The sequence below is a fragment of the Pseudomonas sp. SA233 genome (genome assembly GCF_054792385.1).
Genome location: NZ_CP096449.1, coordinates 3128522 through 3145104, shown reverse-complemented (window position 1 = coordinate 3145104; position 16583 = coordinate 3128522). Strand labels below are relative to the sequence as shown.

General features: G+C 64.1%; 11 protein-coding genes. 3 read left to right on the top strand and 8 right to left on the bottom strand.

Translation table 11 applies throughout. The features are described 5' to 3' along the window. Positions 1-170: 170 nt before the first annotated feature. On the bottom strand, positions 171-857 hold the full coding sequence (locus M1D87_RS14650; RefSeq protein ID WP_061552573.1) for a type 1 glutamine amidotransferase domain-containing protein: 687 nt from the start codon (positions 855-857) through the stop codon (positions 171-173). 211 nt (positions 858-1068) lie between these two features. Between M1D87_RS14650 and M1D87_RS14645 the strand changes: the two genes are divergently transcribed. Then, a complete protein-coding gene (locus tag M1D87_RS14645; RefSeq protein WP_123085206.1) occupies positions 1069-3099 on the top strand; it encodes a hybrid sensor histidine kinase/response regulator in 2031 nt (676 codons plus the stop codon). A 6-nt stretch (positions 3100-3105) separates the two neighbouring features. Here the strand turns inward: M1D87_RS14645 and M1D87_RS14640 are convergent, their stop codons facing one another. The 7 genes from M1D87_RS14640 to gspG form a co-directional block, all read right to left on the bottom strand. Further along, positions 3106-4722: a response regulator gene (locus M1D87_RS14640; RefSeq protein ID WP_123085194.1), complete on the bottom strand. Its 1617-nt coding sequence runs from the start codon at positions 4720-4722 to the stop codon at positions 3106-3108. A gap of 81 nt (positions 4723-4803) precedes the next feature. After that, on the bottom strand, positions 4804-5859 hold the full coding sequence (locus tag M1D87_RS14635) for a tetratricopeptide repeat protein (protein ID WP_039614706.1): 1056 nt from the start codon (positions 5857-5859) through the stop codon (positions 4804-4806). Positions 5860-6323: 464 nt separating this feature from the next. After that, complete coding sequence (locus tag M1D87_RS14630; RefSeq protein WP_061304537.1) at positions 6324-7739, bottom strand: efflux transporter outer membrane subunit; 1416 nt, start codon at positions 7737-7739, stop codon at positions 6324-6326. After that, positions 7736-10915: an efflux RND transporter permease subunit gene (locus tag M1D87_RS14625; protein WP_039614707.1), complete on the bottom strand. Its 3180-nt coding sequence runs from the start codon at positions 10913-10915 to the stop codon at positions 7736-7738. Before M1D87_RS14625 ends, M1D87_RS14630 begins: the two co-directional genes overlap by 4 nt. Before the next feature lie 12 nt (positions 10916-10927). After that, entirely contained in the window at positions 10928-12169 is a 1242-nt protein-coding gene (mexE, locus tag M1D87_RS14620) for a multidrug efflux RND transporter periplasmic adaptor subunit MexE (RefSeq protein WP_015270540.1), read from the bottom strand. A gap of 169 nt (positions 12170-12338) precedes the next feature. After that, positions 12339-13529, bottom strand: coding sequence for a type II secretion system F family protein (locus M1D87_RS14615; RefSeq protein WP_123085197.1), 1191 nt, complete (start codon positions 13527-13529; stop codon positions 12339-12341). Positions 13530-13540: 11 nt separating this feature from the next. Next, on the bottom strand, positions 13541-13966 hold the full coding sequence (gene gspG / locus M1D87_RS14610; RefSeq protein WP_003258264.1) for a type II secretion system major pseudopilin GspG: 426 nt from the start codon (positions 13964-13966) through the stop codon (positions 13541-13543). Positions 13967-14152: 186 nt separating this feature from the next. Between gspG and M1D87_RS14605 the strand changes: the two genes are divergently transcribed. Both M1D87_RS14605 and M1D87_RS14600 read left to right on the top strand, forming a co-directional pair. Continuing rightward, positions 14153-14737, top strand: coding sequence for a lytic transglycosylase domain-containing protein (locus M1D87_RS14605; protein ID WP_039614709.1), 585 nt, complete (start codon positions 14153-14155; stop codon positions 14735-14737). A 270-nt stretch (positions 14738-15007) separates the two neighbouring features. Continuing rightward, positions 15008-16468, top strand: a complete 1461-nt coding sequence (locus M1D87_RS14600) for a sensor histidine kinase (RefSeq protein ID WP_123085198.1) — start codon at positions 15008-15010, stop codon at positions 16466-16468. Positions 16469-16583: the final 115 nt, after the last annotated feature.

The window sequence follows — 16583 nt, the reverse complement described above, 5'->3', positions numbered from 1 at the left end:
AGTAACTTCCGCCAGTTGATGCCGAGACTCGGTATTGCTGCCATAGGACCGCCGCTCCGTTGAACCTTGCTGTTCGGGTTGAACAGGTCAGCGCTGATTCTATGTGCTTGATGGTGCTCCGGCTGTAGGCCAAAAGTGTTGCGGTTTTACAGAAAAGTAGAACCTCGTTGTCAGCCTCGCTTCAGCCTGGCGAGCACTTTTTCGGCCAACTGGGCCGTGGAGGCCGGGTTCTGCCCGGTGATCAGCCGATCATCGGCCACCACGAACGGCTGCCACGGGTCTTCATGCTTGCTGTAGGCACCACCGCGGGCACCCAGCTCGGTTTCCGTCAGGAAGGGGACCACCTTGTCCAGTTCGACGAGCTTCTCCTCGGTATTGGAGAAGCCGGTCACCTGACGGTCCTTGAGCAACAGGCTGTTGTCGCTGAGCTTGATGTTCAGCAGGCCGACAACGCCATGGCACACCGCCGCGACGATGCCCTTGTGCTCGTACACCCGGCGGGCCAGCTCTTGCAGCGGCTGGTTGTCGGGAAAGTCATACATCACTCCGTGCCCGCCGGTGTAGTAGATGACGCTGTACTCTTCTGCCTTCACCTGGCCAGGGCTCAAGGTGTTGCCCAGGCGGGTCATGAAGCGCTTGTCGTCATACCACAGCCAGTCCAGGTCGGGGGCCATCTGCAAGCTATGCGGGTCGACAGGGACGTAGCCGCCCAGCGGGCTGACATAATCGACCTCGTAACCGGCTTTTTCGACTTTTTCGACAAAGTGCACCGCTTCCCCCAGCCACAAGCCGGTCGCCCGCTTGAGGGTCGGATACTTGGCTGTATTGGTCAGCACCACCAGCATTTTCTTGCTCATGACCACGCTCCCGTCGGCAACCTGAATGGGCCGTTGCTCCCCCGGCCCGAGGAAAAACCTAATGAGCATAGCTCTCAGGTGCCAGTACGCCATATTGGGTGGCGTGTGTTGTGCTAACGTGAACCACATTCACGCAGCGCCCGTACTTTTTCTGAATCATGCTGGAGTCACGACAGTGGTCACAAATGGTACGCCGCGCGAGCCTGCGTCGATGGTCATCCTGCAGCCGTCTGTGCTGGCACCGGTTGACCTCATGGGCGAACGGATTGCACGGTTCGACTGGGGGCGTACACCGCTCGGGCCGCTGCCGCGCTGGCCGGCTTCGTTACGCATTGCCGTCGACATGATGCAATTGTCACCGTTCCCGTGTGCCGTGGTCTGGGGACCAGACCTCAGCGTGGTCCACAATGAAGGCTATCGGGCATTGCGGCGGGTTGCCCCGGATGCATTGGGCATGCCCTTCGATGCGCTGTGGAGCGATGAATGGCCGGCGATGGGGCCGTGGGTGTTCAAGGCGCTCGAGGGGCGCTCGAGCTTTGTCGAGGACCCACCACTGCGTATTGGCTGCGGCCAAGGCGGGGAGCCGTTGTGGTGTGCGTTCGGTTACACACCGTTGCACGATGAACTGGGCAACGTGGCAGGGTTTCTGCACGCGGTGATCGAAACCACGGCCAGCGTCGAGGCGCATCGCCACTGGCGGGAGCAGGCGCAAGAATTCCAGCGGCAGGTCGAGCGACACCTGGTGGAGCGCGAGCAGTTCTGGCAGCTGTCGCGTGATGCGATGATGACCGTCACTCCCGAGCTGAAGGTGTGTGCCGCCAACCCCGCCTGGTATCGCATCCTGGGCTGGTCTGAAGAGCAGGTACTGGGCACTCCGGTGCTGGACCTGGTACATCCGGCAGATCGCGCTGAGGTAGAGGTGGCTGTTTCCGGGTGCCTGCAGTACCAGGATACCGAGCAGATAGAGACGCGCCTGCGCCACCGCGATGGCCATTACCACTGTTTTCGCTGGAGTGCACGGTTCGATGGCAGCCTGCTGACTGCCGTTGGCCGGGATATCACCGGGGAACGTGAGGAGGCTGCTCGTCAATCCGAAACGCTGATGCGCAACAACGAGCGTCTGGAGGTGGTTGGGCAGTTGGCCGGGGGCATGGGCCATGAACTGAACAACTTGTTGTCCGGCATCGGTGGCAGCCTCGAACTGCTTCAGCGGCGCGTGCAGGAAGGACGGCTGGAGCGGGTGGAGGCGTATGTCGAGGTCGCGCGAGATTCGGTGCAGCGTGCCATGGAGCTGACCCATCGCCTGCTGGCGTTTTCCCGTCATCAACCTTTGGCGCCCAGGCCACTGGACTTCAACCGGCAGTTGCGCTTGAGCGAACCACTGCTGCGGAGCACGCTGGGCGCCGAGATGCGCTTGCACTGGCAGCTGGATGTCACGCCGTGGGCGGTGAACCTTGATGTTTCCCAGCTGGAAAATGCCTTGATCAATCTTTGCACCAACGCCCGCGAAGCGTGCCTTGATCGTGGAAACGTCACGCTGCGCAGCATCAACCAGCGGCTGACAACGTGTTTCCCGGATGAGAGCGGCCTGCCACCAGGCGACTACGTTGCGTTGCATGTGGAGGATGATGGCCATGGCATGCCGGCCGTGGATATTGCCAGGGCCTTTGAACCATTCTTCACCACCAAGCCGGTCGGGCGTGGCTCAGGCCTTGGTTTGTCGATGGTATATGGGTTTGTCGGCCAGTCGGGGGGCTACGCCTGGATCGAGTCGGCGCCGAACCAGGGCACCAAGGTCTGCATGCTTTTTCCAAGGTGGCATGACCCGGTACCCGAGGCGCCTGCGGTTGTGCGCCGGACGCAGCGCATGGCCGGGAGGCAGCGCCTGTTGCTGGTCGATGACGAGCTCGGTTTGCGTGCTGTGATGTGCGAGTACCTGACCGAACGTGGGTTCGAAGTCATTGATGTGGGCGACGCCAATAGCGCACTGGAGCGCTTCCGCCATGACGGCCCGTTCGACCTGGTGATCACCGACATCGGCTTGCCGGGTGGTTTCAGTGGCCGCCAGGTGGCCAAGGCCATGCGCATGCAGCTGCCGTTGCAGAAGATCCTGTTCATTACCGGCTATGCAGGTCAGCCGATCGAAGCGCAGTTGCTCGAGCAGCCGGGCACGGCATTGATGAACAAGCCGTTCCCGCTGGCGGACCTGGTGGATGAGGCGCTACGCATGCTCGAGGAGTGAAGCGGTTCAGGGCTTGCCCAGTATCTGGGTCACCTGGGCCTGCAGCTGCTTCAGCTCGAAGGGCTTGCTGATCAGGTGCATCCCCGCCTCCAGGAAGCCCTCGCGGGCCATGGCCGTTTCCGCATAGCCGGTGATGAACAGTACTGGCAAGCGTGGGCGCAGGTTGCGGGCAATCTCGGCCAACTGGCGGCCATTCATGCCGGGCAAGCCGACATCGCTGATCAGCAGATCCACCGGTTGTGTCGAACGCAGTACCTTAAGGCCCTCATTGGCGTCGGCGGCACTGTGGCAGGCGAAGCCATCCTCGCGCAGGGCCTGGCAGAGCAATTGGCGTACATGGGGGTCGTCCTCGACTACCAGCACGTGATGGCCTTGGTAACCTCGCACGGGTTGTACGGGTTTGACCGGTGCCTGGCCCTGGTCGACGTGGCGCGGCAGATAAAGGTCCACCCGGGTCCCTTGGCCGATCTGGCTGTGCAGGGTGACATGTCCGTGGGATTGCTTGCTGAAGCCGTAAACCATCGACAGGCCAAGGCCGATGCCCTGGCCGACCGCCTTGGTGCTGAAGAACGGCTCGAAGGCATGCTCCAGCGTGCTTTGCGCCATGCCCTGGCCGTCATCGATGACTCGCAGGCGGACATAGTCGCCGGCGCACAGGGCACCGCCAGCGAATTGCCCGGCGCCGATGTGCTGGTTACTTGCCTCGATGCGCAGCTGGCCGCCATTGGGCATGGCTTCGCAGGCATTGAGCAACAGGTTATCGAGGGCTTCCTGTAACTGTTGGTCATCGGCTTCGACCGACCACAGGTTCTTGGCGATTTGCACCTGCAGGGTCACGGTCGGGGTCACGCTAGCCTTCAGGCGTTTTGCCTGGAGCAGGTCGTGCAGGTCGACCTGCTGGGTGTGCAGCGATTGCCGAGAAGAGAAGGCCAGCAGGCGGTGGGTCAGGCGCGCAGCGCGTGACACCGCCTCGCGGCCCATGTGCAGCACGTTGTCCAGGCCATCGCTGCGACCCTGGCGCAAGCGCCGGTCAATCAGCTCGAAGCTGCCACCAATGCTGGTGAGCAGGTTGTTGAAGTCGTGGGCGACCCCCCCGGCCAGTTGGCCGATGGCCTCCATCTTGCGCGCCTGGTGGCGGGCGAACTCGCTGCGTTGCTGCTCTTCGCCGGGAGGTGCGGCCTTGGCGTCAAGGCGTTGCTGCAGGTCTTGCAACTGGTCGCGTGCCAGATACTGCCGACGCCGGTTGCGCAGGGCGGACTGGGTCATGCGCAGCAGCTGGGCGTTTTCGAATGGTGCGACCAGCAGGACCAGGTTGCCCACCGGGAGGTTGGTCGAGCCCTTGGCCGCTTGGCTCCCTTGACCGAGCAGCACGATGGGCAAGTCCGACCAGCACGGTTGCTGGTCGATGAAGTCTTGCAGCAATGCACTTGGGCCCTGTTTGAACGCTTGCTCGGCAATGATCGCCAGGCCTGCGCCTTCGGCCAGGCAGGCTTGCAGGTTGGCCAGGTCGACCGCGCACAGGCTGTCGATACCCGCAGAAGCGAGCAGGCGAGCAGTATCCGCGGCTATTGGCGGGGGCGCCAGGATCAATGCACGTTCGTCCAGCGCCAACGAACTGGCCACAACACACTCTCCTGAAGGGTGGTCCGATATCCACTGGACCCTGGGCACAGCCCCGGGGTTCAACAAATTTTCGGACGTTGCCTACAGGCCCTGTTGCAACACTGGGTCGTCCGGGTTCTGCCGCTCCAGCTCGGCCAGCAGCACCTGCACGTTCTGCAACTGGCCGGTTTCCTTCCAGTACTTAATCAGCAACACCCGTGCCCGGCGATTGGCCGGCTGGCGGTTGAGCACGATTTCCAGTTGCTTTTGCGCGGCGTCGAGTTGTTCCAGTTCATGCAGGGTGACTGCCAGTGTATAGCGGTAGTCGGCGTTGTCCGGGTCCAGTTCGACGGCGCGGGACAAGGCCAGCAGTGCGTATTCGCGCTGTTCGTGACGGTTAAGCCAGAGCCCCAGTTCGTACTGCAGAAAGGCCGAATCGGGGCTTAGCGCCAGGGCTTTGCCCAGTATCTGACGCGAGGCGTCGTGATAGCCCTGGCGCTCCAGCAGGCGTACCTGGGTCGCCAGTGCGTCGAGGTTGCCTGGCGCTACCGCCAGGGCTCGCTGCAGGGCGGTGTCGGCCAGGGTGTAGTCGTTTTCGTGCAGGTAGAGGCGCGCCAGGTGGACTTGGGCGTCGGCGTCTTCGGGTTGTTGCTCGAGGGCCTGCTGGTATTGCTCCAGGGCGACCTGTAGCGGGCCGAAATAAAGGCCGATGTCATCCGGAGCAAGGCCGAGCAGGGCATCTACCGCGGCAAAGCGCACGCTTTGCTCGTCGTCGTCCAGCAGTGGGCCGAGTACCAGGCTGCGTTGCGCCGCCGGCAGCAGGCGGCGAATACCGGCGATGGCTGCACGGCGCACCTGCGGGTCGGCATGCTCGAGGTCCTGACGGGCGAGTTTCAATGCCTGGGGCGAAGGGTAGTTTGGCAGTTCGGCATACAAGGCGGCACGGCGAATGGGCGGCAGGTCGGTGCGCTGCAGTTGCTGGTACAGCACCCGTGCAGCGCCGGGTTGGCCCTCATGGGCCTGGCGCAGGGCCTTGGCGTAGCTGTGCGCAGGCAGGGTAGGCGGGGCTGGCGGAGCGTCGCGCCACAGGTAGCCGAACAGGGCCGATACCAGGATCAACAGCAGCAGGGCGATCAGGTAGCGGTTGCGTCTGGGCATCGGACGATCCGGGGCGGCGGGAAGGGCAGAGCTTGGGCTAGCCGGGGGGTAAATGCAACCGAGTGTGGGTTGCGTGGCGCCTGCTTCGGGTTTTGCGGTGGGGCATAAATCGAGCGCCGCCCGCGCGGCGCTTCGCAGCACAAGGCTGCTCCTACATCTGTCTCAGGCCAGTAACGCCTGCGCCAGCGCGCGCGCCCGCCTTGTTTGTCCGACACGATATCGACGTGGACGCCAAGGGGCCGCGCGCCTCTACCTCAGGAATAACTGGCCCGAAACAGATGTAGGAGCAGCCTTGTGCTGCGAAGCGCCGCGCGGGCGGCGCTCGATCTCGACGACAACGATGATGTCGTGGCGAGCACCCCCAAAAACACCCCCAAAAAACATAAAAAAGCCCCGCGGACCAAGGCCTGCGGGGCAAACGGTTGGGGGAGGGGCCAACCAAAGGAGTCGTTGAAGCGGGTGTATCAGCGCGCGCTGGCTACGGTCTCCGGTTGCCAGCCGCCGCCCAGGGCCTTGTAGATGGAGACGATGCCGCGGTACAACTCGACTTCACCCTGGGCCTGCGCATCTTCAGCGCTCAGCCGCTCACGCTCGGCATCGAGCAGCACCAGGTAGTCCACCGTACCCTCGCGATAACGAATCGAGGCCAGTTCCGCCGCCTTGCGGCTGGCGTCGCTCTGGCGCATCAGCGACAACAGCCGCTGCTGGGTCTTGTCGTAGTCGCTGAAGGCGTTGGCCGATTCTTCCAGGGCCAGCAACACCTGCTGTTCATAGTTGGCCAGTGCCCCTTCGGCATCGGCCTTGGCACCGCGCAGTCGGGCGCGCACGCTGCCCAGGTCGAAGGCGGCCCACGTTATGCTCGGGCCCAGCGCCCAGGCATTGGCTGCCGAGGAACCTATCTGCGAACCACGTGCAGCAGTAAAGCCGAGGAAGCCACTGAGGCTGACGCGCGGGAACAAGTCGGCCGTGGCCACGCCAACGTTGGCGGTGGCAGCCGCCAGCTGCCGTTCGGCGCTGCGGATGTCCGGGCGGCGGCGCAGCAGTTCTCCCGGGTCACCCACCGGTAGCGCCTTGGCGATGGCCGGCAGGGCCTTGGGCGACAGGTCGACGCTGAGCGCCTCGGGGCGCTGACCGAGCAGGGTGGCGATGCGATGCCGGGCCCGTGCCTGTTCCGCCTGCAGTTGCGGCACGGTGGCTTCGACCCCGGCCAGGCGCGCGTCGGCCCGCACCACATCAAGGTCGTTGCCCACGCCGGCATCGCGCAGGGTTTCGGTGATGGCCCGCGATTCCTGCTGGGTCTTGAGGTTGGCCAGGGCGATCTTCTCGCGCAACTGCGCGCCACGCAGCTGGCCGTAAGCATCCACCAGTTCGGCGATCAGGCTGACCTGCAGCTGCTGCAGGTCGGCCGCGGCTGCTGCTTCCTGGGCTTCGCTGGCTTCGATCTGGCGCTGGATGCGGCCGAACAGGTCAAGCTCCCAGGCCATGTCCAGGCCCAGGTCGTAGCGCTCACTGTTTACCCGCTGCGTGGTTTGGCCGGGGATCTGGCCCTTGCCGATGTCGCTGCTGGCGCGGCTGGTGACCACCGGAAACTGATCGTTTTCGGCGTCTTCACGGATCGAACGGGCCGACTTCAGGCGGGCAAAGGCCACGCGCAGGTCACGGTTGCCATCCAGCGAAGCCTGCACCAGCTGGTTCAGCACCGGGTCGTCGAACTGCTTCCACCACAGGCTTTCGAAACGGCTACGGTCGTAGGCCTTGGCCTGTATGTCGCTGGCCAGCTGCGCGGGCTCGGTGGCCGGCGCCTGGTAGTCCGGGCCTACTGCACAGGCCGCCAGAGCGAGCGCCAGCAAGCTCGGGGTCAAGGGTTTGAGCAGGTTCATGCATGGCTCTCCAGCGATTGGGCGCGTTCGGCCTTGCGGGCCTGGCGACGCTCGACGAAACGGCGAATCAGGAAGAAGAACACCGGGGTCAGGAACAGGCCGAACACGGTAACCCCGATCATTCCCGAGAACACCGCCACGCCCATGGCATGGCGCATTTCAGAACCGGCACCGGAGCTGAACACCAGTGGAACCACACCCATGATGAAGGCGATCGAGGTCATCAGGATCGGCCGCAGGCGCAGGCGGCAGGCTTCCAGTACCGCAGCCAGCGGGTCGAGCCCCTTGGCCTGTTCGTCCTTGGCGAACTCGACGATCAGGATCGCGTTCTTGCACGCCAGGCCCACCAGTACGATCAGGCCGATCTGGGTGAAGATGTTGTTGTCACCCCCCGACACGATCACCCCGGTGATGGCCGACAACAGGGTCATCGGCACGATCAGGATCACTGCCAGCGGCAGGCTCCAGCTTTCGTACTGGGCGGCAAGCACCAGGAAGGCCAGCAGCACGCACAGCGGGAACACGAACAGCGCAGTGTTGCCCGAAAGGATCTGCTGGTAGGTCAGGTCGGTCCACTCGAAGGTCATGCCGTTGGGCAGTTCCTCCTTCAGCAGCTTCTCGATGGCAGCTTCGGCCTGGCCGGAGCTGTAGCCCGGTGCCGCGGCGCCGTTGATCTCGGCGGTGATGAAACCGTTGTAGTGCATCACCCGGTCAGGCCCGGAGGTGTCGCTGACCTTGAGGAAGGTCGCCAACGGGATCATCTCGCCGAGGTTGTTGCGCACCTTCAGCTGGCCGATCTGCTCGGCATCGAGGCGGAACTGCTGCTCGGCCTGGACGTTGACCTGATAGGTACGGCCAAAGCGGTTGAAGTCGTTGGTGTACAGCGAGCCCAGGTAGACCTGCAGGGTGTCGAAGATGTCGGTGATCGCCACGCCGTGGGTCTTCGCCTTTTCCCGGTCGATGGCGGCATCGACCTGGGGCACGTTGACCTGGTAGCTGGTGAACAGGCCCGCCAGTTCCGGCACGTTGTGGCTCTTGGCGATGATGTTCTGGGTTTCCTTGTACAGCGCCTCGTAGCCCAGGTTGCCACGGTCTTCGATCTGCAGACGGAAGCCGCCGATGGTGCCCAGGCCTTGTACCGGCGGTGGCGGGAAGATCGCGATGTAGGCGTCCTGGATGTCGGCGAACTGGGCATTCAGCGCAGCAGCGATGGCCGCCGCCGACTGGCTCGGGTCCTTGCGCTCGTCGAACGGCTTGAGCGGGGTGAACACGATGCCGCTGTTCGGGCTGTTGGTGAAGCCGTTGATCGACAGGCCAGGGAAGGCTACCGAGTCGGCCACGCCAGGCTGCTTCAGTGCGATTTCGCTCATGCGCTTGATCACCGCTTCGGTGCGGTCGAGGCTGGCCGCGTCAGGCAGCTGGGCGAACGCCACCAGGTACTGCTTGTCCTGGGCCGGCACGAAACCGGTCGGGGTGGACGAGAAGCCGAGGTAGGTCAGGCCCATCAGGCCGGCATACACGAACAGGGCGATGCCGCTGGAGCGGATGACCCGACGCACGCCGCCGACGTAGCGGCTGGAAGCGCGGTCGAAGAAGCGGTTGAACGGGGCGAACAGCCAGCTGCCCAGCAGTTTTTCCAGGAACCGCGAGAAACGGTCCTTGGGCGCATGGTGGTCCTTCAGCAGCACGGCAGCCAGGGCCGGCGACAGGGTCAGCGAGTTGAACGCCGAGATCACGGTCGAGATCGCGATGGTCAGGGCGAACTGCTTGTAGAACTGCCCGGTGAGGCCGGAAATGAACGCAGCAGGTACGAACACCGCGCACAGCACCAGGGCGGTGGCGATGATCGGCCCGGTCACTTCGCCCATGGCCTTTTGCGTGGCTTCCAGCGGTTTCAGGCCCAGGCCGATGTTGCGCTCGACGTTCTCCACCACGACGATGGCATCGTCCACCACGATACCGATGGCCAGGACCAGGCCGAACAATGACAGCGCGTTGAGCGAGAAGCCGAACAGGTGCATCACGGCAAAGGTACCGATCAGCGATACCGGCACGGCCATCAGCGGGATGATCGAGGCACGCCAGGTCTGCAGGAACAGGATGACGACCAGCACCACCAGCACCAGCGCTTCGAACAGGGTGTGTACCACGGCTTCGATGGAACCACGGACGAACACGGTCGGGTCATAGACGATGCTGTAGTCCATGCCCTCGGGGAAGTCCTTCTTCAGCTCGGCCATCTTCGCCCGCACTTCGTCGGAGATCTCGATGGCGTTGGAGCCTGGGCGCTGGAAGATCGGGATGGCCACCGCCGGCTGGTTGTTCAGCAGCGAGCGCAGGGCGTACTGGCTGGAACCGAGTTCGACCCGGGCGATGTCCTTCAGGCGGGTGATTTCGCCATCGGCACCGGCGCGGATGATGATGTTCTCGAACTCTTCCTCATTCACCAGGCGACCCTGGGTGTTGATCGACAGCTGGAAGCTGGTCGAACCCGGGGCGGGTGGGGCGCCCAGCTGGCCGGCGGCCACCTGGCGGTTCTGTTCGCGGATCGCAGCCACCACATCACTGGCGGTGAGGTTGCGCGAAGCGGTCTTGTTCGGGTCCAGCCACACGCGCAGCGAGTAGTCGCCCATGCCGAACAGCTGCACATCGCCCACGCCGCCCAGGCGCGCCAGCTCATCCTTGATGTTGAGGATGGCGTAGTTGGACAGGTAGAGCATGTCGTAGCGGTTGTCCGGCGAGGTCAGGTGCACGACCATGGTCAGGTCGGGCGAGGCCTTGTCGACCGTGATACCAATGCGGGTCACTTCCTCTGGCAGCTTGGGCTGGGTACGGGTGACGCGGTTCTGCACCTGCACCTGGGCGTTGTCCAGGTCGGTGCCCAGAGCGAAGGTGATGGTCAGCGTCAGCTTGCCGTCAGCGGTGGACTGGGAGGACATGTACAGCATGTTCTCCACGCCGGTAATCGCCTGCTCCAGTGGCGCGGCGACGGTTTCGCCGATGACCTTGGGGTTGGCGCCGGGGAAGTTGGCGCGCACCACCACGGTGGGCGGCACCACTTCGGGGTATTCGCTGATCGGCAGCTGGAACAGCGAGATCGACCCCGCGATCAGCAGCACCAGCGACAGCACCGCGGCGAAAATTGGCCGGGTAATGAAGAATTTCGAGAAGTTCATCGGTGTGGTCCCTTAACCGCGTGGCGCCTGGGCGCTGGCGACTTTCACGTTGTTGCCCGCCACCTTCGGCGCCGGGTTGCTGGCCTCCAGGGCCTGGCGCTGCTGGGCGAGGGCGGCGAGGGTCTGTTCGCTGGCCATCGGTGTCTCTTCCGGGGTGACCGGTGAGCCAGGGCGCACACGCTGCAGGCCCTTGACCACGATGCGGTCGTCCTTGCCCAGGCCGCTGCGCACGATGCGCAGGCCTTCCAGCTTTGGCCCCAGCTCCACGGCGCGGTAGGCGGCCTTGTTGTCCTTGTCCATGACCAGCACGAACTTCTTGCCAAGGTCGGTGCCCACGGCTTCGTCGTTGATCAGCACGGCCTGGTACTGGGCGCTGCCCACCAGCTTCAGGCGTGCATACAGGCCTGGAGTGAACTGGCCGTCGCTGTTGTCGAACACCGCACGGCCACGGATGGTGCCGGTGCGCGGGTTGACCTGGTTGTCGACGAAGTTCATCTGGCCCAGGTGCGGGTTGCCGGTTTCGTTGGTCAGGCCCAGGTACACCGGGGTGCTCTGGCCGCGCTGGCCTTCGCGGGCCAGCTGGGTGTACTTGAGGTACACGCGCTCGTCGGCGTCGAAGTAGGCGTAGACCTTGTCGGTGGAGACCACGCTGGTCAGCGGGGTGACATCGGCGGTGACGATGTTGCCGGCGGTGAACTGGGCGCGGCTGACACGGCCGCTGATGGGCGCGGTGACACGGGTGAAGCTGAGGTTCAGGCGTGCCAGGTCGAGCTGGGCCTGGATCGCGTCGACCCCGGCGCGGGCTTCGGCGGCGGCGCTGCTACGCGATTCGGCCAGTTCTGCGGAAATGGCGTTGCTGTCACGCAGGCGTTCGCCACGGCGGGCTTCGTTGGCGCTGCGAATGGCGGTGGCCTTGGCCTGCTGCAGTTGGGCTTCGAGGCGGCGGACCTCTGCCTGGAACGGGCGTGGATCGATCTGGAACAACAGGTCGCCTTTCTTGACCTGGGCGCCTTCGGTGAAGGCGACCAGGTCGATCTGGCCGGAGACCCGTGGGCGTACCTCGACGGTTTCCGGGGCTTCGAGGCGGCCGGTGAACTCGTCCCATTCATTGATCGGTTGCTCGATCACCTTGGCCACGCTGACCTTCGGCGCGGTGGGAGCCTGCACTGCGTCTGGGGTTCGGCCACAAGCGCTGATCACCACCACTGCCAGGGCAGCGAGGGGGAAGCGCAAGGGTTTGAATGATTGTTCCATGGAGAACTCCGCCAATGTATTAGTAGTGGGCGGAGTGTGAGTGTCTTGCGCGTGAGGCACGAATCGAACGGGACGAAGGTTATTATCACGATGAATGATATGAGCAGATCATTCATCGATTGCAGACATGGCCAGCTCGGTCGTGGGCTTTCATCCTGGGCCTGAGATTTCAGTGAATGCTCGAGGCCAGTTCGAAGATCGGCATGTACATCAGGATCACGATCAGGCCGATCAGCAGGCCGATGAAGGTCATCAGCAGCGGTTCGAACAGCTTGACGAACCATTCCACCCAGCGGCCGATTTCCTGGTCATGGAAGTCGGCGCAGCGCTCCAGCATCTCGCCCAGGTTGCCGGACTGCTCGCCGGCGCGCAGCAGGCGCAACGATACCGGCGTCACCAGTTGCCCGGCCTCCAGTGCATCGGACAGCGGCAACCCTTCGGCGACCCGCTGGCTGGCGTGCTCCAGGCCCTCGGCCGCCGCGCTGCCGAGCAGGCCGCGGGCCATGCCCATGGCGGTGAGGATGGGGATACCGCCTTGCAGCAGGATGCCCAACGAGCGATAGAAGCGCGCCAGTTCGTACATCATCAGGCGTTGGTGAAGTGCCGGCAGGCGCCGCAGCTGGCAGGCTGCCCAGCGCCGTACCCATGGCTGGCGGCGCAGCAGCCACAGCGCAGTGGCCGCACCGAGGGCGCCCAATGCCAGCGGTAGTTGCTGGGCATGCAGGAACAGCCCGACCTGCATCAGCAGCCGAGACAGCCAGGGCAACTCGGTGCCCATGCCCTCGAACACCTGGCTGAAACGCGGCACCACGTAGCCAAGCAGGAACAGCACCACGCCACCGCCCACCAGCAATAGCAGCATCGGGTAGACCGAGGCACCCACCAGCTTCTGCCGGACCAGGTCCAGGCGCTGGCGGTAGCTTATGTAGCGGGCGAGGGCGTCGCCGAGCGCGCCGGTACGCTCGCTGGACTGCACCAGCGCCACGTATAGCGGCGGGAACACCCGTGGCTGCTGGCCCAGGGCCTGGGACAGCGAGCGGCCTTCGTACAGTTGGCGGACCAGTTCGGCGAGCACTTTGCGCGCTGCGGCTGCGGGGGCCTTTTCCGCCAGGCTTTCCAGCGCGTCGATCAGCGGCAGGCCGGCGTTGAGCAGGGTCGAGAGTTCCTGGCTGAACAGCACCAGGTCAAAGCTTGCTTCGCGGCGCCAGGCCATGCCGCGCAAGGCGCCGCCGTGGCCACGCAGGCTGAGCACGCGCAAGCCCTGGTCCTCGACCTGGCGGCGGGCCTGGTCGGCGTCCTCGGCGTCGATCTGCAACTGCACCACACCCTGCCTGCCCAGGGCCTTGAGGCTGTAGCGCATGGCCGTTCTCCCTACTGCCAACTGGTGATTTCTGCGTTTTCCCCGTCGCCACCGGGCTGGCCGTCCTTGCCCATCGACAGCAGGTCGTACTCACCGCCGTTCTCGCCGGGTTGCCGGTAGATGTATGCGCGGCCCCACGGGTCTTGCGGCACGGCCTTCTGCAGGTACGGGCCGGTCCAGCGCGCTTCGCCATTGGGGGCGACCACCAAGGCCTGCAGGCCCTGCTCACTGCTGGGGTAGTGGCCGACTTCCAGGCGGTACAGGTCCAGGGCCTTGCTCAGCCCCTCTATCTGCGCCCGCGCCACCTTGGCCTCGGAGCGGCCGAGCTGGCTGAAGTACTTGGGCGCGACGATACCGGCCAACAGGCCGAGCACCACCAGCACCACCAAAAGTTCGAGCAGGGTGAAGCCACGTTGAGGGTTGGTTCTGCGCTGCATGGTGAAGCCCTCCGCTGCATGGGGACAAGCTTTTGCAGGCTCCATGCAACAGCCGTGCACGCCTGCGCTGGCGCCTTGCACCATGCGGCACGCGAAGCGGCACAGTGCTTGCGTCGTGGTCATCGACCCCGGGTTTTCCGGGGTATATCCCCCAACATCGGGGGAGACCACGAAGAGGCGACCGACATGCGTGGACTCATTCTCGGTTTGATCTGGCTGGTGGCAGGTGCTGCCCAGGCCGATGTGTACATTTCCATCGACGCCAAAGGCAGCTACATACTGACCAACGTCCATCGACCCGGGCGCCTCTATGAAACGGTGATCAGCGAGCCGAAGGCTCAGGCCGGCCCGGCCAACGCGCAGCTCATCACCGGCCGCCCCTACGCCAAGCTGGTCGCCGCCGCGGCGCGCACCCACGACGTACCCCCGGCGTTGCTGCATGCGGTGATCAAGGCCGAGTCCGGTTACAACCCCAAGGCGCGTTCGCCAGCGGGCGCGGTGGGGCTGATGCAATTGATGCCGGATACTGCCCGCGAGATGGGCGTGGAAAACCGCCTGGACCCGGAAGACAACGTGCAGGGCGGGGCCCGCTACCTCAAGCGCATGCTCAATTTGTTCGACAATGACATCACCCTGGCCGTGGCGGCCTACAACGCCGGCCCCGAAGCAGTGTTGCGCCGTGGTGCGGTACCGCCGTTTGCCGAGACCCGGCGCTATGTACCGAATGTGCTGCGGGAGTACCGCCGCTTGCAGGGGTTGACGAGTGATTAGCCTCTGTAGCCCCTTTCAAATCTGGTGCGACACCTGTGGGAGCGGCTTTAGCCGCGAAGAATCCAACGCGGTGCATGGCACCGGCTGCGCCGGTGTTCGCGGCTAAAGCCGCTCCCACAGGGGCCGTGGGAGCATCGGATTTTTGCAAGGCAGGTGCGTTCAATACGGGAAACAAGACAATACCCTTCGGCGGATGCCACCAAGCTGACCCGATGGTTTCCCCAACTCTGGGCTATAACCTTCTGAAGGTGCTCAGTTGTGGAGTCCGCCATGGACATCGCCCCTTGTTCCGACGTTATTGAAGTACCCGCCGGTAACGAACTGGCCACCTCACGCAAGCCGTTCAATCTGCTGCGCTGGTACGCCTGGGTCAGCCTGGCCATCATCCTCTCGGTAGCGGTCGGGCTGGGGTTGATTTCCAGCCGCTTCATCGTCGACGAGAGCATCGAGCGCGATGCCTTGCTCACCGCGCAGTTCATCACCTCCATCGCCGATGCCGAAGTGCGCCATGTGTCGATCCCCAATGTGCGCACCATGGGTGAACTGCTTGACCCCCGCATCGACCGCGCCAACCTGCTCGATGTCGACCCGGACGCCCGGCGCAGGGCGCGTGGCGAGTTCCTGGACCACATCGCGCACCTGCCCGACATGCTGCTGGCCAACATCTATGCCCCGGACCGTACGGTGATCTGGTCCAGCAACCCAGCCCTGGTCGGCAAGCTGATAGAAGGCGACGAGGACCTGGAGCAGGCTTTCGAGTACAAGATGCGAGTCTCGGCCAGTTACCACAACTTCGACCAGGCCCGCGTCGAGCAGAAGTTCGTCATCCCACCCGAGCAGTTGTTCATCGAAAATTATATTCCGCTGTTCGATGCCGATGGCGAGCAGGTCACGGCGATGGTCGAGATCTACAAGGAGCCCCATGACCTGATCGTGCGCATCGAGCATGGGCTGATCCTGATCTGGCTGGCGATCACCATCGGTGCCGCGCTGGTCTATGTAGGCCTGTACGGCATCATGCACCGCGCCGCGCGCCTGCTGGCGGTGCAGCAGAAGCGGCTGATCAGCAACGAAACCTACGTGGCACTGGGCGAGGTGTCCTCGGCGGTGGCCCATAGCCTGCGCAACCCGCTGGCCAGCATCCGTTCCAGTGCCGAGTTGGCCCAGGCGTTCGACGATGGCCCGGCGCAGCGCAACGTCAACGACATCATCAGCCAGGTCGACCGCATGTCGCAGTGGATCCGCCAGATGTTGCAGTCCTTGCGCCCGCTCAACGATGAGGCCGTGGCGGTCGATTTGCCGCTGGCATTGCAGGAAAGCCTGCAGACCTACGCAGTGCCGCTGGCGCGCGGCGGAGTGAGCCTTGACCTGCAACCGATACCGGCCGTGCAGGTGCTGGGGCATCCGGTGTTACTGCGGCAGATTTTCAGCAGCCTGATCGCCAACGCCCTGGAGTCGATGGAGCAGGGTGGGCGGTTGCGTGTCGAGGTGGTGCGCCATGACCGGCGTAACCTGACCCTGCGCCTGTCCGACAACGGCAAAGGCATGACCGAACAGCAGCAGCGCATGGCCTTCCGGCCTTTCTTCACCACCAAGCAGGGTGGGTTGGGCGTAGGCCTGGTGTTAGTGAAACGCATCATGGAACGCTTCGGGGGCGGTGTCCGCCTCAGCAGCAGTGAAGGCCATGGCACCCGGGTTTCGCTGAGTTTCCGGCTGGTCAATGGCTCCTGACTTACATTAATAAATGCTCCTATCTCATTGTTTATGAAGGATTTGAAGTTTTTTGGGTGAAAACCCCCAAACGTGGGGGATAGCCCTCCAAGGTAATTTAAGATGAGCCTGCAAG

Bases quoted from the DNA above. Each gene is read 5' to 3' on its own strand.
- M1D87_RS14630 (WP_061304537.1), bottom strand. From the start codon at position 7,739: ATGAACCTGCTCAAACCCTTGACCCCGAGCTTGCTGGCGCTCGCTCTG.
- mexE (WP_015270540.1), bottom strand. From the start codon at position 12,169: ATGGAACAATCATTCAAACCCTTGCGCTTCCCCCTCGCTGCCCTGGCA.
- M1D87_RS14635 (WP_039614706.1), bottom strand. From the start codon at position 5,859: ATGCCCAGACGCAACCGCTACCTGATCGCCCTGCTGCTGTTGATCCTG.
- M1D87_RS14605 (WP_039614709.1), top strand. From the start codon at position 14,153: ATGCGTGGACTCATTCTCGGTTTGATCTGGCTGGTGGCAGGTGCTGCC.
- M1D87_RS14650 (WP_061552573.1), bottom strand. From the start codon at position 857: ATGAGCAAGAAAATGCTGGTGGTGCTGACCAATACAGCCAAGTATCCG.
- M1D87_RS14615 (WP_123085197.1), bottom strand. From the start codon at position 13,529: ATGCGCTACAGCCTCAAGGCCCTGGGCAGGCAGGGTGTGGTGCAGTTG.
- M1D87_RS14600 (WP_123085198.1), top strand. From the start codon at position 15,008: ATGGACATCGCCCCTTGTTCCGACGTTATTGAAGTACCCGCCGGTAAC.
- gspG (WP_003258264.1), bottom strand. From the start codon at position 13,966: ATGCAGCGCAGAACCAACCCTCAACGTGGCTTCACCCTGCTCGAACTT.
- M1D87_RS14625 (WP_039614707.1), bottom strand. From the start codon at position 10,915: ATGAACTTCTCGAAATTCTTCATTACCCGGCCAATTTTCGCCGCGGTG.
- M1D87_RS14645 (WP_123085206.1), top strand. From the start codon at position 1,069: ATGGTCATCCTGCAGCCGTCTGTGCTGGCACCGGTTGACCTCATGGGC.